This window comes from Arcicella sp. GW458-12-2-14-TSB2 (assembly GCF_059423785.1).
On sequence record NZ_JBWKYN010000035.1, the window covers coordinates 14,740 to 37,750 of the forward strand.

Annotated in this window: 21 protein-coding genes; 7 read left to right on the top strand and 14 right to left on the bottom strand. The window is 34.7% G+C overall.

The window, feature by feature from the left end; all coding sequences use genetic code 11:
- Positions 1 to 151 precede the first annotated feature (151 nt).
- Together AC07XN_RS07240 and lysS are read right to left on the bottom strand one after the other, a co-directional pair.
- Positions 152 to 598 carry an Hsp20/alpha crystallin family protein gene (locus AC07XN_RS07240; protein WP_494742556.1) on the bottom strand — a complete coding sequence of 149 codons (447 nt, stop codon included), beginning with the start codon at positions 596 to 598 and terminating at the stop codon, positions 152 to 154.
- A 398-nt stretch (positions 599 to 996) separates the two neighbouring features.
- The gene (gene lysS / locus AC07XN_RS07245; protein ID WP_309919648.1) at positions 997 to 2,709 is read right to left on the bottom strand and encodes a lysine--tRNA ligase; all 1,713 of its coding nucleotides are present in this window, start codon (positions 2,707 to 2,709) and stop codon (positions 997 to 999) included.
- Between the two features lie 283 nt (positions 2,710 to 2,992).
- Between lysS and AC07XN_RS07250 the strand changes: the two genes are divergently transcribed.
- Both AC07XN_RS07250 and AC07XN_RS07255 read left to right on the top strand, forming a co-directional pair.
- Positions 2,993 to 3,391, top strand: coding sequence for a LytR/AlgR family response regulator transcription factor (locus AC07XN_RS07250; protein ID WP_309919646.1), 399 nt, complete (start codon positions 2,993 to 2,995; stop codon positions 3,389 to 3,391).
- 400 nt (positions 3,392 to 3,791) lie between these two features.
- Positions 3,792 to 4,829, top strand: a complete 1,038-nt coding sequence (locus AC07XN_RS07255) for an aldo/keto reductase (RefSeq protein ID WP_309919644.1) — start codon at positions 3,792 to 3,794, stop codon at positions 4,827 to 4,829.
- Positions 4,830 to 4,948: 119 nt separating this feature from the next.
- Here the strand turns inward: AC07XN_RS07255 and AC07XN_RS07260 are convergent, their stop codons facing one another.
- From AC07XN_RS07260 to AC07XN_RS07280, 5 genes are all read right to left on the bottom strand, one after another.
- The gene (locus AC07XN_RS07260) at positions 4,949 to 7,369 is read right to left on the bottom strand and encodes a TonB-dependent receptor domain-containing protein (RefSeq protein WP_494742557.1); all 2,421 of its coding nucleotides are present in this window, start codon (positions 7,367 to 7,369) and stop codon (positions 4,949 to 4,951) included.
- A gap of 265 nt (positions 7,370 to 7,634) precedes the next feature.
- Entirely contained in the window at positions 7,635 to 8,456 is an 822-nt protein-coding gene (locus AC07XN_RS07265; RefSeq protein ID WP_494742558.1) for a DUF4097 family beta strand repeat-containing protein, read from the bottom strand.
- A gap of 31 nt (positions 8,457 to 8,487) precedes the next feature.
- Positions 8,488 to 9,348, bottom strand: coding sequence for a DUF4097 family beta strand repeat-containing protein (locus AC07XN_RS07270; RefSeq protein ID WP_494742559.1), 861 nt, complete (start codon positions 9,346 to 9,348; stop codon positions 8,488 to 8,490).
- A gap of 15 nt (positions 9,349 to 9,363) precedes the next feature.
- A complete protein-coding gene (locus tag AC07XN_RS07275) occupies positions 9,364 to 10,179 on the bottom strand; it encodes a HEAT repeat domain-containing protein (RefSeq protein ID WP_494742560.1) in 816 nt (271 codons plus the stop codon).
- A 14-nt stretch (positions 10,180 to 10,193) separates the two neighbouring features.
- Positions 10,194 to 10,718 (bottom strand): RNA polymerase sigma factor, encoded by a 525-nt coding sequence (locus tag AC07XN_RS07280; RefSeq protein ID WP_309919630.1) that lies wholly within the window; start codon positions 10,716 to 10,718, stop codon positions 10,194 to 10,196.
- 320 nt (positions 10,719 to 11,038) lie between these two features.
- Between AC07XN_RS07280 and AC07XN_RS07285 the strand changes: the two genes are divergently transcribed.
- From AC07XN_RS07285 to AC07XN_RS07295, 3 genes are all read left to right on the top strand, one after another.
- The gene (locus tag AC07XN_RS07285) at positions 11,039 to 11,593 is read left to right on the top strand and encodes a carboxymuconolactone decarboxylase family protein (protein ID WP_494742561.1); all 555 of its coding nucleotides are present in this window, start codon (positions 11,039 to 11,041) and stop codon (positions 11,591 to 11,593) included.
- A gap of 61 nt (positions 11,594 to 11,654) precedes the next feature.
- The gene (locus AC07XN_RS07290) at positions 11,655 to 12,071 is read left to right on the top strand and encodes a nuclear transport factor 2 family protein (protein WP_494742562.1); all 417 of its coding nucleotides are present in this window, start codon (positions 11,655 to 11,657) and stop codon (positions 12,069 to 12,071) included.
- A 72-nt stretch (positions 12,072 to 12,143) separates the two neighbouring features.
- Complete coding sequence (locus AC07XN_RS07295) at positions 12,144 to 13,022, top strand: helix-turn-helix domain-containing protein (protein ID WP_494742563.1); 879 nt, start codon at positions 12,144 to 12,146, stop codon at positions 13,020 to 13,022.
- A gap of 85 nt (positions 13,023 to 13,107) precedes the next feature.
- On the opposite strand, the gene AC07XN_RS07300 is transcribed toward AC07XN_RS07295, so the two are convergent.
- The 7 genes from AC07XN_RS07300 to AC07XN_RS07330 all read right to left on the bottom strand — a co-directional run bounded on the left by AC07XN_RS07300 (position 13,108) and on the right by AC07XN_RS07330 (position 19,908).
- The gene (locus AC07XN_RS07300; protein ID WP_494742564.1) at positions 13,108 to 13,659 is read right to left on the bottom strand and encodes an antibiotic biosynthesis monooxygenase; all 552 of its coding nucleotides are present in this window, start codon (positions 13,657 to 13,659) and stop codon (positions 13,108 to 13,110) included.
- 208 nt (positions 13,660 to 13,867) lie between these two features.
- Positions 13,868 to 14,437, bottom strand: coding sequence for a hypothetical protein (locus AC07XN_RS07305; protein WP_494742565.1), 570 nt, complete (start codon positions 14,435 to 14,437; stop codon positions 13,868 to 13,870).
- Positions 14,438 to 14,561: 124 nt separating this feature from the next.
- Positions 14,562 to 15,335: a PLDc N-terminal domain-containing protein gene (locus tag AC07XN_RS07310; RefSeq protein WP_494742566.1), complete on the bottom strand. Its 774-nt coding sequence runs from the start codon at positions 15,333 to 15,335 to the stop codon at positions 14,562 to 14,564.
- A 51-nt stretch (positions 15,336 to 15,386) separates the two neighbouring features.
- Positions 15,387 to 15,893, bottom strand: a complete 507-nt coding sequence (locus tag AC07XN_RS07315; protein ID WP_494742567.1) for a nuclear transport factor 2 family protein — start codon at positions 15,891 to 15,893, stop codon at positions 15,387 to 15,389.
- The gene (locus tag AC07XN_RS07320; RefSeq protein WP_494742568.1) at positions 15,884 to 16,429 is read right to left on the bottom strand and encodes a YcxB family protein; all 546 of its coding nucleotides are present in this window, start codon (positions 16,427 to 16,429) and stop codon (positions 15,884 to 15,886) included. Before AC07XN_RS07320 ends, AC07XN_RS07315 begins: the two co-directional genes overlap by 10 nt.
- Before the next feature lie 134 nt (positions 16,430 to 16,563).
- Positions 16,564 to 17,682, bottom strand: coding sequence for a transglutaminase domain-containing protein (locus AC07XN_RS07325; RefSeq protein WP_494742569.1), 1,119 nt, complete (start codon positions 17,680 to 17,682; stop codon positions 16,564 to 16,566).
- Between the two features lie 255 nt (positions 17,683 to 17,937).
- On the bottom strand, positions 17,938 to 19,908 hold the full coding sequence (locus AC07XN_RS07330) for a DUF262 domain-containing protein (protein WP_494742570.1): 1,971 nt from the start codon (positions 19,906 to 19,908) through the stop codon (positions 17,938 to 17,940).
- A gap of 393 nt (positions 19,909 to 20,301) precedes the next feature.
- Here AC07XN_RS07330 and AC07XN_RS07335 point away from each other — a divergent pair, with 393 nt between their 5' ends.
- Positions 20,302 to 21,489 (top strand): lycopene cyclase family protein, encoded by a 1,188-nt coding sequence (locus AC07XN_RS07335; RefSeq protein ID WP_494742571.1) that lies wholly within the window; start codon positions 20,302 to 20,304, stop codon positions 21,487 to 21,489.
- A 185-nt stretch (positions 21,490 to 21,674) separates the two neighbouring features.
- Complete coding sequence (gene metK / locus AC07XN_RS07340; RefSeq protein WP_494742572.1) at positions 21,675 to 22,955, top strand: methionine adenosyltransferase; 1,281 nt, start codon at positions 21,675 to 21,677, stop codon at positions 22,953 to 22,955.
- The last annotated feature ends 56 nt before the right edge of the window (positions 22,956 to 23,011 follow it).

Genomic DNA, 23,011 nt, shown 5'->3' on the forward strand with positions numbered 1-23,011 from the left:
AAGGAATCAGCTTTAAATGATGTTTTTTTTGCAGAACAATAATATAGTATTTCGGGCAAAAAGATTCCTTCTCTAACATTTTTTTTCAGAGAAGGAATCGAAAAAAATAATCATGAAGCAAATGGCTAAAAGTTTAGCACAAGCTAATTTATTAAGCTACTGCTATTTCTTTAACCGCAGGTTTTAATTCTTCTTTTTTAGGAAGTGAAATATTCAATATTCCGTCTGCATAAGTAGCTTCTATTTTTTCTCCATCTACCGACTTAGGCAAATTGAATGTTCTTTGAAACGAAGTGTAATTAAATTCTTGGCGAGTGTATTGCTCAGTTTTTTCTTCATTTGATTGCTCTTTCTTAGTTGAGATAGTCAAACGGTTTTCGTGAAGACTTAATTTAAAATCTTCTTTTTTCAAACCCGGAGCTGCTACTTCAATATGAAATACGCCTTCTGCTTCTTTAACATTTACAGCAGGAATGTTATTATAAGCTAAACTATGGTGATGTTTTGATGGATACATGGTGTCTATGTTTTTTAAAATGTTGTTGAAATCTTCATTAAAAAATTGGAATGCTGGGTTATTGAATCTAACAAGTTTCATGGTTTTATGACGTTTAATGTTTTTTGATTAAATGTTAAAAATGTTTTGTCCTTCATTATAATAGCTGGACATCCCTTTTATCTCAAATCCCGTACCACCCATATTTCAATGCCATTATGTCTTATATTTTTTATTTTACACAATTTACACATGACAAAATAACCGATTCATATAAATCAAGGTTGATAAATTGTCATTTATTAGATTATCAGTAAATCAGCGATATTTTTCTACGTGAATCTGGGGAAAGATTTTACTCGCTGATTTTGGAGATTAAAAAACCGCAGATTTTCGGAGATTTTGAATTCTTTAAAAAATCAGCGATATTTTTCTTCGTGAATCAGCGGGGAAAAATAAACAAAAACGGCTACCTCGATGAAGTAGCCGTTTTCTATTTTTTATTCAAACCATTTAAGCACATCGTCCTTAGAAGGAATTGAAATATCTAGTTTTAACTTTTTACGCATTCCGCCTAAATCGTTAAATACTTTGTTCGGATTAGCCTCTTTCAGTCCTGCGATGGTCATAAAGCCCATTTTTTGAAGTACAGGAATCCATGCTGTTGGTACACCGATTGCTTCGTATTCTGCATCAGTAGAAAGTTCAGCTTTCTTCTCGGGACGCATCTGAGGGAAGAACAATACCTCTTGAATAGTCGTTTGATTAGTCATCAACATCGTCAGACGGTCGATACCAATACCAATACCTGCTGTTGGTGGCATACCATATTCTAATGAACGAAGGAAATCTTCATCCATCGCCATTGCTTCATCATCACCTCTTTCAGCTAGTTTCAATTGTTCCTCAAAACGTTCACGCTGATCAATCGGGTCATTTAATTCTGAATAAGCATTGGCAATTTCTTTACCATTGACAAATAATTCAAAACGCTCTACCAACCCTGGTTTACTACGGTGTTTTTTAGTCAATGGAGACATTTCAACTGGATAGTCGATAATAAACGTTGGCTGAATCAAATTGCCTTCTACTTTCTCGCCGAAAATTTCGTCAATCAATTTACCCGTTCCCATCGAAGCATCCACTTCTATTCCCCAAGAAGTACAGTGATTACGAAGCGTTACTTCATCCATTCCTTCTACATTAACACCTGTATATTTTTCAATCGCTCCTGCAATCGTCAAACGTGTGAATGGTCCAGCAAATTCTATTTCGTTTTCACCAACTTTTACTTTCGTTTGTCCGTTAGTAGCGATAGCTACTTTCTCGAAAATCTCTTCGGTGATTTCCATCATCCAATTGTAGTCTTTGTAGGCTACATAGAATTCTAAAGAAGTAAACTCAGGATTGTGAGTTCTGTCCATTCCTTCATTACGGAACATTTTGCCGAACTCATACACACCATCAAAACCACCTACAATAAGGCGTTTCAAATACAATTCATTGGCAATTCGCATATATAAAGGAATATCCAAAGAATTGTGGTGCGTTTTGAACGGACGAGCAGATGCCCCACCGTGAATTGGCTGAAGAATTGGTGTTTCAACCTCTAACCAGCCTTTTCCATCAAAAATTGTACGCATCGTCGTTACAATTCTTGAACGTTTGATAAATATATTTTTTACTTCTGGATTAACAATCAAATCAACATAACGTTGACGGTAACGCGTTTCTGGGTCTGTTAAACCATCAAACACATTTCCATCTTCATCACGTTTTACTACTGGTAATGGGCGTAAAGATTTATTCAGAATCTTGAATTCGGTAACGTGAATAGAAACTTCTCCTGTTTGGGTAGTAAACACATAGCCCTTTACACCGATAATATCACCAATATCTAATAACTTCTTGAAAACTGTATTATAAAGCGTTTTATCTTCATCTGGACAAAGGTCGTCTCTGCGGAAATATAATTGAATACGGCCTGTAGCATCTTGTAATTCTGCGAAAGATGCACTCCCCATAATTCGGAAAGACATTAATCTACCTGCAATCGAGATATTCTTATAATCAATCTTATTGTTCGCATAATTCTGCTGAATATCCTCAGCAGTTACATTGATTTCGTATAGTTCAGCTGGATAAGGGTCGATTCCAAGCTTCATTAAATCTTCGCGCTTTTGTCGGCGAAGTACTTCTTGTTCTGAAAGCATAGTATTTGTAATATGATTCGTGAAAAAACACCAATCTTGTTTTCCTGCAAAATTAAGGATTATTCGTGTGTCTTCAAACCATAAATTTTTCTGATTTTCTTGTTACCATTTTTTAACGCATTTACGACTAAGGAAATGTAGCACAAAAAGAGGGGTTTTACGGAGGGTAAAAATACGCAATTAAGCAATTAAAGTGTTTTTACGCTAAAATATTGAAAGCAAAGTCTTTTGTTTTGTACTATGGAAAAATATTCATCAAGGTGATTATGTAAACCAAACAACTATGAACTTACCAATCCAAACCAATTTTCTCTTTTCTTCAAAACGATATGGTCGTGAAAAAAGAACAATTATTTTCTTAGAAAGAGGAAAAACAGAAATCTTTATCGATGAAATTGTGATGTGTCAAGGCGAAGGGAATTATACTTTTGTACATTATAAGAATGGTAGTAAAAGACTTTTTTCAAAAACGTTAAAACAATTTTGTGAATTATTTGAGGCTCATGATTTTGTAAGAGTGAGCAGATCGTTCTTGATTAATTTAAGATATTTAAAAGCATTCAGTACTACAGGCGAGCCATGTGTGATTATGATAGATGGACAAAAGATAGACATTGCCAGACGTCGCAAAGTGGCGTTTCAAAATATTATAAGACAGTTTACAATAAAATCAATTGCTTGATTACCAATTGGTCAATGTATGCTAATTAAAGAAAAACTATTTTAGTGGTTAGGTGAATAGGCGACAGCTTCCTGAATATTTCGGGGAGCTGTTTTGATTTAAGATTTTGGACTTGAAGACACTAGACTTGAAGACGCTAGACTTAAGACTTTGGACCTAGTCATTAAGTCTAGTACCTTAAATTTAACACCTAAAGTCCCAAAATCGAGCGTCTTCAAGTCCAAAGTCTAATATCTCAAAATCCAGCATCTTAAAATCTAAAATCTTCAAGTCTTAAGTCTAGCGTCTTCAAGTCTAACATCTTATTTACCAAAAACGAACCAACTTTTTATTTTTTGGATTTCACTATTAGCTACCCCTTAAAGAGTAGCATAAGACAAATCTCTAAAATCAATAAAGAATGGAATACAGACAGTTAGGTGCATCAGGCTTAGAAGTGCCTGTGCTAAGTTTTGGTACTGCTACATTTGGTGGTGGAAACGATTTTTTTAAAGCTTGGGGAAGTACTCAGGTAGAAGAAGCTACTCGTTTAGTAGATATTTGTTTAGAAGCAGGACTCAATTTCTTCGATACTGCCGATGTTTATTCTCAAGGACTATCAGAAGAGATTTTAGGAAAAGCATTGGCTGGTAAAAGAGATAAATCTTTGATTTCCACAAAAGCTACTTTTACTTTTGGCGATGGGCCAAACAATCAGGGTTCATCTCGCTATCGTTTGATTAAACAAGTTGAAGGAAGTTTAAAACGCCTCAATACTGATTATATCGACCTTTACCATATGCATGGGTTTGATGGTAACACGCCTATTGAAGAGACCCTCAGAGCATTGGATGATTTAATTCAAAGTGGGAAAATTAGGTATATCGCTGCTTCTAATTTTTCGGGTTGGCACTTAATGAAATCTCAAGCTATCGCTGATAAATATGGTTGGAATAAATATGTAGCGCATCAGGTATATTATTCATTGGCCAATCGTGAATACGAATGGGAATTGATGCCTTTGGGCTTAGACCAAAAAGTTGGCGGAATTATTTGGTCACCCTTGGCGGCAGGTAGATTAGGCGGCAAATATCGTAGAAACCAACCTTTGCCACAAGATAGTAGAGTAGCGCAAGGCGGAAGTCCTATTCCAGAAGCAGTAATCAACGAAGAAGTATTTTATAATATCATCGATGCCTTGGACGAAGTAGCAGAAGAAACTGGTAAAACGCTAGCACAAGTGGCCATCAACTGGGTATTGCAAAGACCAACAGTATCGAGCATTATTATTGGTGCAAGAAACGAAGCGCAACTCCTTCAAAACATTGAGGCTGTAGGTTGGAATTTGACAACAGACCAAGTAAAGAAATTAGACCAAGCCAGCGAAGTACCAACAATTTATCCGTATTGGCATCAAAGACAAAATCTGAAATTGAATCCTTTACCTAAGTTTTATTAGGATTACTCTTATCACTAGGGAGGGACTTAAGTCCCTCCCTAGTGATGAGAATTTTGATTATCAATCACTTACAAGATTATAAACAATCAATAAGACTTAACTCACCAGCTAATAGAAAATCATCCTCCTTTAATCCTATTCATTTCATCCTCAGAACCTGAGTTGCGATTTCTCGCTCCTTTGATTTCCTTATTGCCGAATCGGTAATTAAAACTAAATTTCAATTGTTGTCCTTCAAAAGTGAACCTTAAATTTGTTTCAATCCCTGCATAGCGTGAATGGTATCCTCCACGAGCAGTACCTAGTACGTCACTATAAGAAACCTTGAAAGTGGCATTATCACTCCAAAACTTCTTTTGCACACCTATGTCCATCATGCCCATACCCGAATTGTAATCGATTCTTCGGTAGGGTGAATTATACCAACCCGATAATTCTATCGTCCAGTTGTTTTTTATCTTGAAAGTATTCTGTCCGTTGCAATTAACTGCTGCCGTACTGTTATTAATGACTAATCCATTTTCCAGATTAGCCTTCCAGATATTGTGATAGGCACTCACATTGAAATAAATTTGCCACCATTTTGTGATAGAAGCCGTAATGCTCATATCCAAGCTTACTCCTTCAGAATAATCTAAGTTTCTAGAAATAAAATAGGTTCGGCTACTATCATAAGGAATCCTTAAACCCACCACTGGGAATTTAGTTCGCCAATATCCTAAAGAAGTTGTCAGTTTAGATTGATATACATGCGTCAATTTAAAACTATTGGCTAACTCAGGACGAAGGAATGGATTTCCTTTTGAATACACCAATTCATCAATCCTGTATTCAAATGGGTTCAGGTTTTGATAACTTGGACGATTGATTCTGCGACTATAATTAAGGTTAAAAGAATGGTTATCAGATGCCTTAAATGATAGCGTACCGCTTGGAAAAAAGTTTAGGTAAGTGGTATCTACCCTATCCAAATCATTGTGTTTATAACTGGTAAGATTGCCCAACGACTTAGTATTCTCAGCCCTCAGTCCTATTTGAAAATCCCACTTTTTGTTCAGTTGAACATTATAATTGATGTACCCAGCATATACTCTTTCGGTATAAGTAAATCTATTACTTCGGTCAATGTCTCTGACTTCAGTATTATTAATGACATTAAAAAAATCAAAAGTATTGTCAGACGTCACATCCGACCATTTTACGCCATACCCCAATTTTCCTTTTTGAAAGGGCTGCTCATAATCAATTTTAAAAGAACTGATCGTAATATCTGTCGGAGTTTTACTGACATAGTTTCGTTCAATCGCAGGTATCTCTGGCGAATAAAACTGATACCTATTTGGCTGATAATTGATACCCCTAGAAGTAAAAATACCATAATTTGCATCAACATTTAGTTCATGACCAGTAGTATCGGCAAAACGATAATTTAGATTTAAGTTGAGGTTCTTGTTTTTTTCAGGGTTAGATGTTTGTGAATAAAGTACGACAGAATCTGGCACTGAGCTAAACCTTTTGCCAATCAGCGTTTGGCTTTCGCCTCCGCCGTTATGGTCGCTCATTCTTCCATTCGCACTAAAGCCTATCGTATTTTTTGAATCAATGTAGTAATCAACGCCCACTTTAGCACTTTGCGAAGTATCCTTCCATAAGCCATGCCACGTTTTATTATAGATGGTATTGTTTAAAATTTGGTCATCCAAAGTAGTATTATGCCAAGCCCCTTGATTATAACTATACGAACCAAAAAGATTAACCTTTTTATCACGGTGATTGATGTTCAGTGAGCTATTGTATTTTGGCGTAATACCAAAATTAGCCCCAAGACTAAGATTGCCATTAGTACCAATTTTTCGGTTCTTCTTTAAACGGATATTGATAATGCCTAAGTCGCCAGCGGCATCATATTTAGCGGAGGGATTCGTGATAATTTCGATGGCTTCAATATCAGCGGAATTCATACTTCTGAGGGTTGAGGCAAGGTCTTTCCCACTCATCTGTGATGGTCTTCCGTCAATATAAATCCTTACGCCTGCTTTGCCTTTTATCAAAACGTTTTCATCTTTGTCAACTTGTACACCAGGAGATTTTTGTAATAATTCTAATGCATTTGAGCCTGTAGCATTAATACTGCTCTCTACATTAAACACAATTTTGTCTTGTTTCACCTCTATCAAAGGTTTGGATGCAACTACTTTTACTTCTTCCAACTGTTGGACAGAGGTTAATAAGGTAAAAGGCGGTAAATCAATGTTTTGATTGATTACTTCAATGGGTGACGACCTAAAACTTTTGAATCCTACCGCATTAATTTGAAGGTAATATAGCCCTTTGGCAATATTAGCCATTTTAAAAACGCCCTCTTCTGTGGCAATATCAGCTTTTACTAGCAAAGAATCCTTGGTATGATGCAAGGCAATCGTAGCAAAAGAAACTACTTCATTTTGTTGATTTTTAACAGTTCCATTGATTGTAAAGGTTTGAGCAAAGCCAATACTAGCGATACCTAGCAAGAGCATCAGCAACAGCGTTTTTTTCATTGTAATTAGGTTGTTTATTGAGGTCTTTATTTGACACAAGGACAAGAGGTTTTACTACTTTGTTGCAATTTTATCAGAATTAATTATGAGTAAATAGGTCAATAGGTTACCTCATCCCCCAGCCCCAGCCCCTTCAGAGAAGGGGAGCAGACTATTGGATTCAAAGCCCCTCTCTGAAGGAGAGGGGTTGGGGGTGAGGTGAAAATCTGTAAGTTTAAAATAAATCTTAAACCTACAGATTCTTTATAAATAAGTTAAAATAGGTTTATTTGGCTTTCCTTAAATAGATATTACCGTGCATATTCTTCATCATGATTTCGGGGCCACCACCATTGATTTTCCCATAAATCCAGTCTTCAATTTTAATTTTATACATCCCTTTTTCGCTGGCTGTATTTGTCTTAGGCTGAGTTTTGTCGATGTCAATATCAAAATCGCTTAGTATTTCACCTCTGTCTGATTTCAACTTAACATTTGTTTTAATCGTAGCAGGAAAAGTAATATCAACATTTCCGTTCAAGGTTGTAAATGCCATAGGTGCTTTAGCATCCACCGATTTGAAACTGGTGATGATATTACCATTCACCGTATTAGCCACTACAGAACCTGAAATATTAGAAAGCTTTATCGCACCGTTTACATTGTTTACCTCCATTTCTCCATTGAGGTTTTCTACTGTAATATCTCCATTATTGATGGTATGGAGTTTAAAGTTTCCATTTTGTGGTACTTTTAGAGTAAGATTAACCGCTCTTTTCCATGAATCAGAATGTACGATTATTTTGTTGTTGTTTTCCTCTGCCGTAAGCTCCAATCCATTATCTGCCACGATACGCTTCATGCCTTCTGCATTGGTTTTACTTTCTTCTTTTTTGCCAGCTGCCGCTTGTGCTTCTATCACGATTTCTTTACCTGCATAGCTCGCCACTTTGATTGAGCCATTGATTAATTTCACCGTCAGCGAATATGGCTTAGTTGGGTCTGTCAAAGGCACTGTTATCTGGTCTTTTGCTTCTGACTGAGCCACAGCCCTGTTCATCAATATGATTGATAGTAGCAACAATCCTGCTGTTTTTATTGTTTTCATCTGCTTGATATATGTTTTGATTTTAAATAATTTATTGTTGTTTTTTGATATATACGCTTCCGTTCATGGTTTCAAAACGGTATGCTTTTCCGCCAGAGCCAATTCTGATAGAAGATGTTTTGTTTAGTTTATAAACCGTCCCGTCACCCCTAGTTTCTTTGTTTTTCACTACCTGTGTTGGTAATACTTCAGTATTAGAAAAATCTGTGTAGAAATGTCCATTCATGCTTTTAAACTGTAAGTCTGCCGAAAGGTCATTGAGATAGGTAACCCTAATGTCACCGTTTAAGGTATAATAAGATGATGGTTCTGGAGGATTACTCACGTAGTTTATCGTGATATTACCATTAATCGTATGCAAATTACTTTGTCCTTTCGCATTGGCTACAGTGATTTCACCATTGATATTGCGTAAATGCAATGCTCCTGCTACGTCTTTTACCTCCACATATCCATTGTTGATGGTCGAAATATGTAAGTTCATGTTATAGGGTACTTTTACACTATACGATACATTATAATGATACTCTACACGTTTGTCATTTCTTCGCTCGTAATTACGATTAGGGCGAGAATCGTATGGTTGAGCCACATAAGCAATAATACTATCTCCTTTTTGTTCAAATGCCAATTGGAATTCTTTCTTACCAGTTTCTACATCATCCTCATCTCGGGCTGAAATATTTTTATCAACTTCTATCACTACTTTATCGCCAGCATAGCCTTCTACTTTTACAAAACCATTGATGTTATAAATGGCTAAAATGTTGGTGGTTGTCTTGGATACCTCAAATTCTTTATGAAGATGTTCATCAAATTTCTGTGCATTTGTTGACGATTGGGCACAAGAGAGTACCACTCCTATTAATAAGGAGAATAATGTTTTTTTCATGATGTAAAGGTTTATTTAAATGAGTTGATTAATACTTTGTTTTATTTTGTCCTTGACCATCTCGTTGAGATTGTCTTGTTTAAGCAATTTTTGAAGCGGTTTAATTGATTTTTTTTCTTGCAACTTAACCATTACATCAGCAATGGCTGATTGTACCAACGGAGAATCTTGTTTGGTAATACTTTGTACCAAACCTTCACGTACCCTAGCATTGTTTGACAACTTGGTAAGGGCTTCTAAGGTCATCAAGCGAACATTCACATTTTCATCATTGTTCAGCGTCATCAACAATGCATCTACTACCTGTGTATTTACTTCGGTAATTTCTTCTGAATAACTCACAGCACGCATTCTTTCAGAGGCCGAAGGGTTTTCCAATAACGACATCATCATCATTTTCTTCATTTCTTGAACTTCAGACGATAAAGCTGTTATTTCCTGATTTGAAGCCTGTCTGACATTCAAATGATTGATAAAATAACCCATACTAAGTCCAAAAAGGATTAACATAAAACTATATGACAATTGAAGAGCAGGTTGAATCGTCCAAAGCTGTTTGAACTTAGCCAATATACTCGTCAACGGATTATTCTTTTCGGCAACGGTTTCCTTGTAATCTTCCAACATGGCGTAAAAATCTGTTCGCATATTGGCAGAAGGCACAGGCTTAGGAATCTCGCCCATTATTGCCCATAATTTCTGAGATTGTTCAAACTCTTTCTGGCAATCCAGACATTCAGCTAAATGTTCTTCTAACGCTATACGCTCAACATCGTTGATAGGATTATTCAACAAATAAGTAAGTCGCTCTTTATCATATTCACATCTCATAAGACTTGCTTTTTTTATACATTAATTTTAAAATAAATACTTTTTAATTGACCCATCGCACGATGCACCCTTACTTTAATTGCCCCTTCGGTAGTATCCAATATTTTGGCAATCTCCTGATAACTCAATTCCTGATACCTACTCAAAATCAATAATTCACGGTTTTCTGTACTTAAACTACCAAGGGCTTTTTCTAGCATGTTCAATTCTTCCTCTTTCTCAAATTGTTCATCAGCCAGTGTACTCCCTCCTATTCTTTCCTCAAAATCTTTTATATCGTATTGAGCCTTGTTTCTGATATTCTTTTTAGCATGGTCGTTCAACACATTGCGAGCCAAATGATACATCCACGTTCTAAACTCACCATCGCCCACAAACGCATTTCTGTATTTAAGCATACGATAAAAAACATTCTGAGTCATATCCTCGCTTGCTTCTTTCTGATTAGTCATGTGAAAAAGAAAGCCATACAATGAACGATGGTACCGTTCAAAGAGCAGACCCATCTTGTCGAGGTCTCCAGCTTTTACTTTTAGCATGAGTGCGTTGTCAGAAAGATTATCCAAGTAATTAAGGTTGATTTTGTGTTATTTGTACTGGTAACCGCAGTAATGATGAAAGGTTACAGGAATAATTGAAAAAACTTTAATATTTTCTTCATTATCTCCTTTGTTTCTGTCGTTTTTGGAACGCTAATTACCAATAAATCTAAAACTATCATAAAAGTATCGCTTTATAAGTAATTAATCACTGGAAAAATCGTCCATCATGTTGCGTATTTTCTCCATGTTTCAACTGCCATTATCCTCGCAACTTTGTATTGTCAATAAGGACAAAAACATTTAAACATATTCATACAATGGCACGTTTAACAGCAATTAATCCAGCAGAAGCTACAGGTAAAACAAAAGAACTTTTCAATGCAGTACAAAGTCAATTAGGCGTTGTTCCCAACATGATGAGAACAATGGGAAACTCTCCAGCTTTTTTAGAAAGCTATTTAAACCTAAGCGGAGCATTAAGTGGAGGAACATTAGGAACTAAAACTGGCGAATTAATCGCATTGGCTGTATCAGAAAGCAACTCATGTGATTATTGTTTATCAGCACATACTTATATCGGTACAAACTTAGTCAAAATCAAACCTGAGGTCATTGAAGCAGCAAGGTTAGGTAATTCAGCCGATGAAAAAACTGATGGTGTATTAAAACTTGCAAAAGCTTTGGTAAGTAAAAAAGGATTATTATCAGATGCTGATGTGGATGCCGCTAAAAAAGCTGGACTTACAGAAGGTGAAATTGGCGAAGTGGTTGGGCATGTAGCATTAAATATACTGACTAACTATTTTAACAATACAGCACAAACTGAGATTGATTTTCCAGTAGTAAATGCTTATCAACTTGAAACTGTTTAATTTAAAAATTGGACAAAGGTAGTTGAGCATTAGAACAACTACCTTTAATGTTAACAACAAAATGGAAAATAAAAGATATCCCCTGCCGCCTTTTACGATGGAAACGGCTTTACAAAAAGTTCAAGCTGCTGAAGATGCTTGGAATACCAAAGACCCTGAAAAGGTTTCCTTAGCTTACACCATCGATACAGAATGGCGAAATCGCACTGATTTTATCAATGGTAGAGAAGAAGTAAAAGCTTTTTTGACTCGTAAATGGGAACGAGAGTTAGGGTATAAACTCAAAAAAGAATTGTGGGGATTTAGAGAAAACAGAATGGCTGTCCGTTTTGAATATGAATGGCACGACCATTCAGGGCAATGGTTCAGAAGTTATGGTAATGAACTTTGGGAGTTTGACGAAAATGGATTAATGCAAAAACGATTTGCGAGTATCAACGATTTAGCCATTTCCGCAACCGAACGTAAATTAATTTAATGATATACTATTACCTTTACCTTGAAACTGTGTTTTTCAAACCATACTATTCATTCGTTTACTCAATAGAAAATGTCAACTCAATCGGTTTTTACGCTTGTCAATCCACTAACTGGGCATCTTGCTTTTAAAATTTTTTCCTTTGAAGACAATCGATATTTCGACCATTTACAGCGGAATAATTATTATACCTTAATTTGGATAAAGCAGGGTAATGGCAAATTAAAGTCCGATTTCTCGGAATATGACTTTTCAGAAAATACACTCTTTGCTTTTTCACTCTATCAACCTTTTATGCTTTCATCCGACAATATCAGTGGTGTAGCTATTCAATTTCATCCAGATTTTTTCTGTATTCATAAACACCATAGCGAAATAGCCTGCAATGGTGTTTTGTTCAATAATGTATATGAACCACCCTTCACGAGGGTTGATGAAGTTTCAGCGATGGCTTTTGATATGTTGTTTGAGCAAATGTCCACTGAAATGCAAAACCAAGCTTTGGCTCAATATGAGTTATTGGTTTCGTATCTGAAAATATATTTAATCAAAGCATCTCGTCTTAAAAAAGAGCAAAATCCTATTTTATCAACCTCCATTACCGAAACTAAAGAGCCTTTTATCCTACAAAGTTTGAAAGATTCAATAGAAAATAACTTTAAAGTAAAACATTCCCCTAGCGATTATGCAGAACATCTAAACATCTCTGCCAAAGCATTAGCCAAAATTACCAAGACCTATTTCAACAAAACGCTGACTGATTTAATAGCCGAAAGAATAGTCATTGAAGCCAAAAGAGAATTGTATTTAACGAATAAAACAGTCAAAGAAATAGCCTTTGAATTAGGCTATGACGATGAATATTATTTCAGTAGATTTTTTAAAAACAATGCTGATGTTTCTCCACAATTGTTTAGGGAAACCGTTGGTTTTGGAAGGAGTATGAATTAGATATACATCACCAACTTTTCAGCAAACAGTCTTCAAGCAATGTGGTAAAGGTTATTTTATCAATACCATCACATTGCTTTATTGCTTATTTATAAAGCCAATTTTTGATAAGTTTTGTGTAATGAGGCATTACAACATAAACCATCAGAAAAACGATAACCCCTGAAATAAAAAGAGCGTCCAAGTATCGAATCTGTGGGAAATTCAAAGCCCTCAATACTGGCAAAATAAGTAATGGAATAATGAGTGATAATGGATAGATAGCGGACCACGTTACCAAATACTGTTTCCAACGAACAGGTGCTTTGGGCTTTTCAGTTTCTGAAACAAAAAGAAAATCTAAGCCACTTTTTATAACATAATTATCATCTCTGGCAAATAGTGGAGTTACCTTTTCGATGAGCTGTTTCCTTTTTGAAGACTCTATCCAATTTTTAAGGTTTGTAATTGAATCGAAACGAATAATAACAGTATAGATAAACGTTAGATTAGGAATTGGGCGTATTATCTGCCAATCAACAAAACCCTCTGAACTCTTACAAATTGGCCCAATTTCATTGAGCCATTCTTCATATTTCTCTTCTTTGCCTTCTATGATATGATGCGTTATGACTACAGATGCTCCTTGGTTTTCCATAATATGTGCTTATTAAAGAAGTTTTAAGATAGATAAAGTTTAGATTTATATCGATTTAAAAGCAGATAAGTATTATATAAATATAGTTGATTTTGTAATTCTATGCCAAGCAGGTAGAAAAATTGAGCTAGTGGTTTATATAACCACGATTATTATAGTCCATATCTAAGATGCGGACTAACTGGTAAATATATTAGCCACAGTTACTCTACCTAAGGTAAATCTTTACGTTATTTGATTCCACTTGTCCATTAAATATTTTTTTATCTCCAGTAGTTTTATTTGAATAAATCATTTTTAAGTGATAATTAAAGCCCTCATTAATTTTCAAACTGTCAGCTCTGTTGTCAAAATTTTTGTTGAACGAGTTGATATGTTCTCCAATTTCAATTTTAAAATTTGCTACAGCATCGGGTTTAATATATATAAATTCAGTTGCCCGTTGTACCGCTAAATCTTCGATATAAATACTTTTCCACTTTGACACTGGCGAAATCTTAAAGTCAAAATTTCCTCCTGAATGCTCGTTATCACTAGCAACACCATTGGGATATAAATTACTTGTCAATGTATAATTTGAAGGAATTATTACTGTCTTATTTGTTTTATTAAGAAGTTGTGCATTAACTGTTATCTTGTCGCCAAGCAAGAAAGTGTCTTTTTCCAAGGTAATGGTCAATTGAAGCATTTGTCTGCTTTCAATTTGCTCTTTAGTAAATTGCTGTTGTGTCAAACTTGAAAACAATAAAAACAGAATGAGTAAGTTATAGCTTTTCATCGTTCTTGCAATTTTGTCTAACTCGCTAATATTGTGAAAGTTTTGTAGTGCTTTTTGTATTTTATGTATATCATTCTTCTTTCTAAAGTAACATTATATATATTTTTTCTCTTAAAACGCTAAGCTATTTTACTCCAATTACTGACCAATCTTTTTCTGGTGTTTTTTCTAAATACAAAGTACGTTCTTTATATTTTTTTGTTCCTTTTATAATTAAGTTAATTGAAGCTGTTCCATTAGTACCTTGTGACCCACTACTGATTGAAATACTACCATTTGGAAGGATAGAACAGCTTTTTATCTCGCCAATTTCCTCAATCAATTTTGAATCCTTATTAAGATATTTTTTTGCTGCTTTGTACGCTTCACTATTAGGCAAAATTATCATTAATAATAATTTTGTAAACAGTACAAAAATAATAATCCAAAAGCCTATATGACTCCATACTGTCTTTGCCTTGATTGTCTTTCTAGTTGTTATATCTTTTCGTAGAAAAATGGCTATTAAAATCAATAGCATTGCATATCCAATAGATTTACTCTCCCAAAAGAAATATATATCAAAACCTGTCACCAAATATCCAATTGCAATCAGACTAATAGCAAATGCAAATGCCATTTTAACATTAATATTTAAGTCTTCAATTAATCCTAAGTAGTATTTTTTGAATGAGAACGTTTCTCTATTGCTTACATCTTTATAATCTTTTTTGAGGATAAGCTTTCGTCCTTTCACTAAATATAATATTGGACCAATAAACGCCATCAAAGATATTAATATCCATAATCCTTTTGAACCGTTAAAGTCATTATTAAGAATCTGAAAAATTGCCACAAATGATGTTATCAAAGAACTTATTACGATGAAGAATAAGAGGATATTTAAAAATATTAACATGTTTATTAAATTATAAAGTTATTTACCAACCACACAATTTAGCCTTTTTCATTAATGCTGTTTTATGTCTTTATACTGCCAAAGAACATTGATAATTTTCCAACTACCATTCAGTTTGACAATGTGCATATAGTCAATCCATTCGTCTGCAATTAATTTTACAGAGGCAGTACGCTCTGAAACGTCAAGCAGAAAAATCTCTTTTTTAGGTGACGCAGGAAATTTGTCGCCATTCTTATTATAACTCTCTGCAAGCAAAACCATAGATTCTGTTGTCGTTTCTCTTACATAGTCTTTCCCTGTTGCTTTGTCTTTCCAAAAAGTACGTTTAACCATTCTAGGGTGTAATGCCTTGTCCATTTGCGTAGGATTTGGCTGATGCTGAGATTCTATATAGTCAAGAGCAGCTTGTCTGATTGCTAAAGTATCTTGTTTAGTTTGTCCAAAAACCAAGGGGCTAGTCAGAAATAACAGGAGGCATAAAAGAATATTTTTTTTCATTTTATCTGTTTTGTTGATATTCATATTGTAGTTATTAGCATTTGTAATTATTCCCATTCCCATTTTTCGTCAATGCTGTATTTAATTCTCAAATAGTCAGCAAGTTCTTTCAGCCTTACAGTTAGGTTATCAATGTTTGATATTTTATCTTTTGGTAAAATGTAAAATTGTCCACTTTTTAGTCTAACTAAAATTATCGTAGGAATTTCACATATCTCTTCAAGTTCTATCGTCAAAATTTTACTTTCACTACCATTCTGTTTCGCTAAGATATAGTCGTTGTTAAATTCTAACGTTGTAATCCTGTCTAGTCTGTCGCTTAAGTTCTCTTTAATGAAACTTTTGTAGTGGTTAATATAATGTCGCTTTTCCCAAATTGGATAAATGAAATACCAAAGAACTCCTAAAATCACAAAAATGATAGCCAATAAAAACTTTTCGCCCAAAAACAATAAAAGTCCGAGTATTAAATATATTGTTGGCACTATTACTTTGTTTCTTTGTCGCTTCTTTCTAATTCGGTCTGACTTTGATGCAAGATAAAGTTGATGTATCAGGAAGTCCTTTTCGTCAATTTTATAATCTATCGTCATCGTATTATGGTGCAAAATGTTAGTATTTATTAAGAACTGAGAAATTGGTGCGTTGCTAATGTAGATGTTGTTGGTCTTAGCTACCACATGACAAATACCGATAATATCAGGAATGCTTAAAGATTTTTTTTCGTCTAATTAGGCTTTGCATAAAAATCATTAATAGAGTTTGTGTATTCACAATAATCAATTTTTGAATTCCATACCAACATGAAAGTAGGATTTTCTGTAGCTAAAGGGACAAGCATTAAACTTCGTTTGTTATTTACTCTGTTGCGCTCTGTAATTACATCTTCACGTTGGTCAAAAGAACAATCAAAATAATAAAGGTATGGTTGAACAAAATTAATGTAGGACATTTTATCAACTTTACCCAAACTTTTAAATTCCAGTTTATCAATATTTGTTCTAATAGCATTTTGAAATTCTACCGCATTTAAAGGAACATTATTAAGAAAAGGCATGGCATTAAATTGAGCATCAACAAAAACCCATTTTTGTAATTCATCAACAAAAACTTCCGTAGCAACGTGTCCTCCACCTCGCATTGATGTTGATATATCACTGGTTTTAAGATATATAACTCTCGACTTAAAGCCTGAAACCTTTAATTGTGATGCTAAGACATATCCATAAGCAAAACAAGGAAACCTTCCTCCTTCTTTTACTTCATCTAAAATTGAAATAGCATCATTTTTTTTAGGACTTACATCTCCTCTATGTTCCCATTGGCTACGAGTCCAATTTAAGATAGTCAAAACTTTATCAATTTGCGTTTTTGAATTTTTGAAAGGAATCGGATATTTTGTATGCAAAGAATCAAGATACCCTTTTTCATTTTCGTTGGTGTATAAAATTTTATATTTAGGATTGCTTTCTGTTGAAGCATAATTTAACGTTGGTATAAAAATCTTCTGTCTTCTTACTGTTGTCAAGGCATAAGATTCATTGTTTAAATGAACATAGAAACGTTTGGTTTCATCATGATTAATTTCAAATTTGATACTATCAATGTCTGTCTTGAACTTGAACAGAATTTTAGTTTTTTCAGAAAGGTAGGTTTTAATAAGAAGGGTATCGTCTGCAATTTTAGGTGTAACTGTCCAATTACTATTTTCAACATTGTTTACATAATATTTGATTTTGGCATTATTTGCTTCTATGACAGGAAGACCTTTATAAGTTTTTTGGCTGTATGTCAATATTGAAGAAGACGATATTAAAATTGTAAGTATTAGGTTTTGTAGTTTCATATTATGTTTTGATATGTGTTAAAATTTCTGACAACGGTTTGGGACTCTCAATTAGCGTCGTATTTAACTAAATTGGTGTAGTAATCGAAATTGTCAAATTTAAATGCGGTTAAAAACAAATTAATCCACCGTGTAATATCAGTTGTACAAAGAAAGAAAAAATATGAAAATTCCGTTAATTTTTCCTTGTTTTTATCATAGAAATCAACGGCGGAAAACCGATGTTATCGGTTGGGGTTCTGTCCACCGCTTTCATTATTTCACAATTACGTTCCAATCTTCCGATGTTAATTCAATTGTCTCCATAGCTTGATAGCAAAGTTTTTGAATACTCTGAGCAGATAAATTCATTTCAATATAATAGCCATTTTGAAGTTGTCGAATGGCTCTGAATTTGTTTTTGTCTTTGCCTAAATATCTTGGAAAGTTATGAGCCAATACTTCAAATTTTTCTGGCTCAAGGTCTGCAACAGTATTTAATGTTTGCTCCATAACGTCTCGCCAGCTATCAACTGGAATGTGTTGTCCGAGGATGCTTAAAGAAATAGGAGTAGTTCCTGTTACTTCTTGTAAGTCAGTTGGAGAGGTGTTTTCCTGTCCAAAATATGTCCAAAGCTCAATTGCTTGTTTTGCTAATTTCTCTGCACGTTGTTCTATTTCATTCCTTGTCCAATGAGGAATTTCAGAAAAATATTTATTCAACTCTAAATGACTTTCTTCAAAAGTTAATTTCTTAGTCGGGAAACCTTCATTTGATAATTCTCTATTATAAGCCGTCAATGTTAAATTACCAATTGTATGGAGAAACAGGTCATGTGTTTCTTCCCATTCTGCACCAAGTTCATTTTGCCACCATTCGGATAAGGTCTGTGGCATTATGTGTTCAATAGTTAAATTGTTGAACGGAACACGTTCTTTATGAGCAAAACTCTCTTCAATGGTTTCAAGAATGAGTTTTGTTTTTATTTGTCTATCGCCACCTCCGTAAAATTTATTTTCCCTAAAACGGAGATAGAATTCATTGTCCTTTGGATAGCCCCTGCCTTGCAAAACAGTTTTAAATCCTTCTACAATATTGTCAGGATGTTTAGAAATAATTTGAGGATAAATTATCGGGAATATTTTGTTTAGCTGATTAGAAGGAACGTTACATACAAATCTTCTGATTAAGTAATTCTCTAAAGTTTTCAGAATTGTTACAAAGTCGTCCTTGGTTATTTTACAGTCAGCGTAATTGCTGTAAAAATTCAAGAGTAAAGGATAGGCAGTAGTAACTTCAATCCTATTAAGTCTGAGGAAATATTTTTGTAAAAGAACTTCGGGTTCAAGTTCAGGATAAATAAGTCTTTGGTAATAAACTGAGAACTTTTTTAAGTCGCTTAAATAGTCTGTAGCATTTCTTGTAGAAACACTTTCCTTTAGTGCATAATATACATCACCTTGTTTAATGATATTTCCGTTACGCATTAAAAAGTGTCGAATAAATTCGGTCAAGTTTTCACCTAAAGCAGTTTGCATTGGCAACCAATAGTCTTTATATACTTTTTCTTGTTTGTCAACGTGTATTCGCATAAAGAAGTAGTTGCGAATAAGGTCAGCTTGTGTCAGAGGTCTGCCTTTTGCATTCAAACTTTCAAATACTAAATATGGATTGTCATCAGCGTCAAGAACGATGCTAACAACGGAAAAGTAGCTTGTGATTATCTTCTTTAACTTCTCGGGTTCAAGTTCAACTTGTTTCAGCTTTTTCTCAAAAAAAATGTAAGCTCGTGTAATTTGATTTTCTATTTCATTTGGATTGCCATTTATTAGGTTCTCAAATGTTGGTCTGTCAACTTGTGTTGGCATCAACTTGTAATAGTCATTGCCGTCTTTGTATTGGTTTACAAGCAAGGTGTTATTTACCTCGTCTGCAAATCTTAGGTTTTGATTTTCTCTTGCTTTATTCCGCAATAGTGCCAACAAAATAAAAATTGTCGTTATACGCTGTTGTCCGTCAATAAGCAAATATTTTGCAACACCTTCAGGAACGGAAACTGTCGGCATATTTACAATTGAACCAATGAAATGTGTTCTTGGATTTTCCATTTCACAAAGTTCAACAAGGTCTTTCCAAAGAACTTCCCATTCTTTTGGTGTCCAACTGTAACTTCTTTGAAAAAGTGGAATTACATACTGTTTTGTTCCTTCAATTATGTCTTGCAGTTTGGTTTCTTTTGCTTGCATTGTTTGTCTATTTATTAGTTGCTGTGTCGTCTGTTACGCTTACATATAACTCGCTAATATGCGAAAGTTTTGTCGTACTTTTTGTATTGTCATTACATACTTTTCGATTTTCTAAAGTAACACTTAATTTTTCCTCCTCAAAAGAAACAGTAATTTTAAATTTAAGACTATTGGTTCGAGTTAATTTTACTAGATGACCATTCCATCAAACAAGATGCCTATTATCTTCACTTTATTCCAATTCCAACAAACAATACCTACAAAAAACAAGCTCAACGCTAAAGGATCAAAACTCATTGCTAAAATTTTTCTAACAAGATTTCGCTTTTCGGGTTAATTGATTAGAATGGTTTTCGTACAAAATGACTAAATTGGTCTTTCTTCATATTTACCATGAATCAAACTCTTCCAAATACTTATCAATATATCATTGCTGGGGGTGGTATGGCTGGGCTTTCTTTGGCTTTTTACTTGAATAAAAGCTTACTGAAAAATGAGTCTATCCTTATCATCGACCGTGATGTAAAACAGGCTAATGACCATACTTGGTGTTTTTGGGAGAAACAAGCTAGTCCCTTTGAGGATATTATCTATAGAAAATGGAATGGGCTTTGGTTCTATGGCAAAGAAGATTTTGCCAGATTTATGGATATTGAAGAGTACACCTATAAAATGCTTCGGGGTGAAGATTTTTATCAATATATTATTCCACTCCTCAAACAAAACCCTAACGTTAGTTTTCTGCAGGCTGATATTGAAAAAATTAATGGAACTAATACCTCAGCAGAGGTTCTGACCAACAAAGGTACATTTATAGCTAATGGTTTTGTGTTTGATAGTATTACGGTGTCTAGCTTCAACAATCCCAATTACCATAATATGCTCCAACATTTTAAGGGTTGGATCATTGAAACTGTTCAACCGAGCTTTGAACCCGAAAGACCTACGCTTTTTGATTTTAGAATACCACAGCAAAACGAATGCAGGTTCGTATATGTTTTGCCTCATTCTGCTACTAAAGCATTGGTGGAATTTACTATTTTTTCTGATAACCTCCTCGACGAAGCTTCGTATAACAATACCCTCAAACAATATATTCAGGAGGTTTTAAAGATTGATGATTACCGAATTACTGAAATAGAATCGGGCGTTATTCCCATGTCTGACGAGCCGCAAGTAATTTCTCCGTCCCCCAAAGTTATCAGAATTGGTACGGCCGGTGGGTATGTTAAAGCCTCAACGGGCTATAGTTTTCAACGTACTCAAAGGTTTTTACAAAAATTAGTCTCGGATTTGGCCGTAGCCCATGCTACAAATAAGCCAATAATATTTCAAGGCAATTTCAATACAAATCGCTGGAAGGCATTGTTGGATAGTATCCTCCTCAATGTGATGCTACACAAGAGAATGCCTGCGGATATGATATTTACTAAGTTATTTCAATCTAATCGTCCAGCGGATGTATTAAAGTTTCTGGATGAAGATAGTTCTATCTGGCAAGACATCCTCTTGATGCAAAGTGTGCCTACTCTACCATTTATCATGGGTGCAAAAAGTGTAGTATCGGCTAAACTCTATTAAATTATAGTAGTATTAGTCCTAATATTTTATGGTAATATTCTTTTTTATAGTTAATATCCTTAAATATAGACTTATTTAAAGATAATTTATCTATAAATACAGCATTCAATAAGCCAAATTGTCAAATAAAAATATTAGTGATAAATTTGTGCTTTGATTGATTCACAAATTATAAAATATTCATAATGGCATATCTTTTCACCTCTGAGTCGGTATCGGAAGGACACCCAGATAAAATTGCTGACCAAATCTCAGACGCCCTCATTGATAATTTCATGGCGTTTGATCCATCTTCAAAAGTAGCGTGCGAGACCCTTGTAACCACAGGTTTAGTAGTGTTAGCAGGAGAAGTAAAAACTAATACTTATTTAGATGTTCAAACCATTGCCCGTGATGTAATTCGTAAAATCGGATATACAAAATCTGAATATATGTTCGAGGCAAATTCTTGTGGTATCATCTCTGCTATCCATGATCAATCTGCTGATATCAACCAAGGGGTTGATAGAGTAACGGCTGATGATTTTGAATCAAAAGCAAATGCGCAAGGTGCTGGTGACCAAGGAATGATGTTTGGTTATGCAACCAAAGAAACCGACAACTATATGCCTTTGGCGTTAGATTTGGCTCACCAAATCTTGAAGGAAATGTCAGCGATTCGTAACAGCGAACCTGAATTGATTGATTACCTTCGTCCAGATGCAAAATCACAAGTAACCATTGAATATTCTGATGATAACGTTCCTCAAAGAATTGATACGATTGTTGTTTCAACACAACACGATGAATTCTCTGATGATGAATCAATGTTAGCTAAAATCAAAGCTGATATTATCAATATTGTTATTCCAAGAGTAAAAGATAAATGTAAGCCTGAATTACAAGGTTTATTTGATGGCGACATCACTTACCACATCAACCCTACTGGTAAATTTGTAATTGGTGGTCCTCACGGAGATACAGGTTTGACAGGTCGTAAAATTATCGTTGATACTTATGGTGGCAAAGGTGCCCACGGTGGTGGTGCATTCTCTGGTAAAGATCCTTCTAAAGTTGACCGTTCGGCGGCTTATGCTACGCGTCACGTGGCTAAAAACCTAGTGGCTGCTGGTTTGGCTGATGAAGTGTTAGTACAAGTTTCTTATGCTATTGGGGTGGCTCAGCCTTGTGGTCTTTTTGTGAATACTTATGGTACTAGCAAAGTAGGTTTAACAGACGGAGAAATCGCACGTAAAGTTGAAGAAATCTTTGATATGCGTCCTTATGCTATCGAACAACGTTTGAAATTGCGTAACCCTATCTATTCAGAAACGGCTGCGTATGGCCATATGGGACGTACCAACGAAATCGTGAAGAAATCTTTCAAAGGGCCAGACGGCGTTGTTTTTGAGAAAGAAGTGGAACTTTTCACGTGGGAGAAATTAGACTACGTAGATGCTGTAAAAGCTAAATTTGGCTTAGCATAGTTTAGATATTATCTATCAAAAAAAAAGGCATCAATCGATGCCTTTTTTTTTGATAC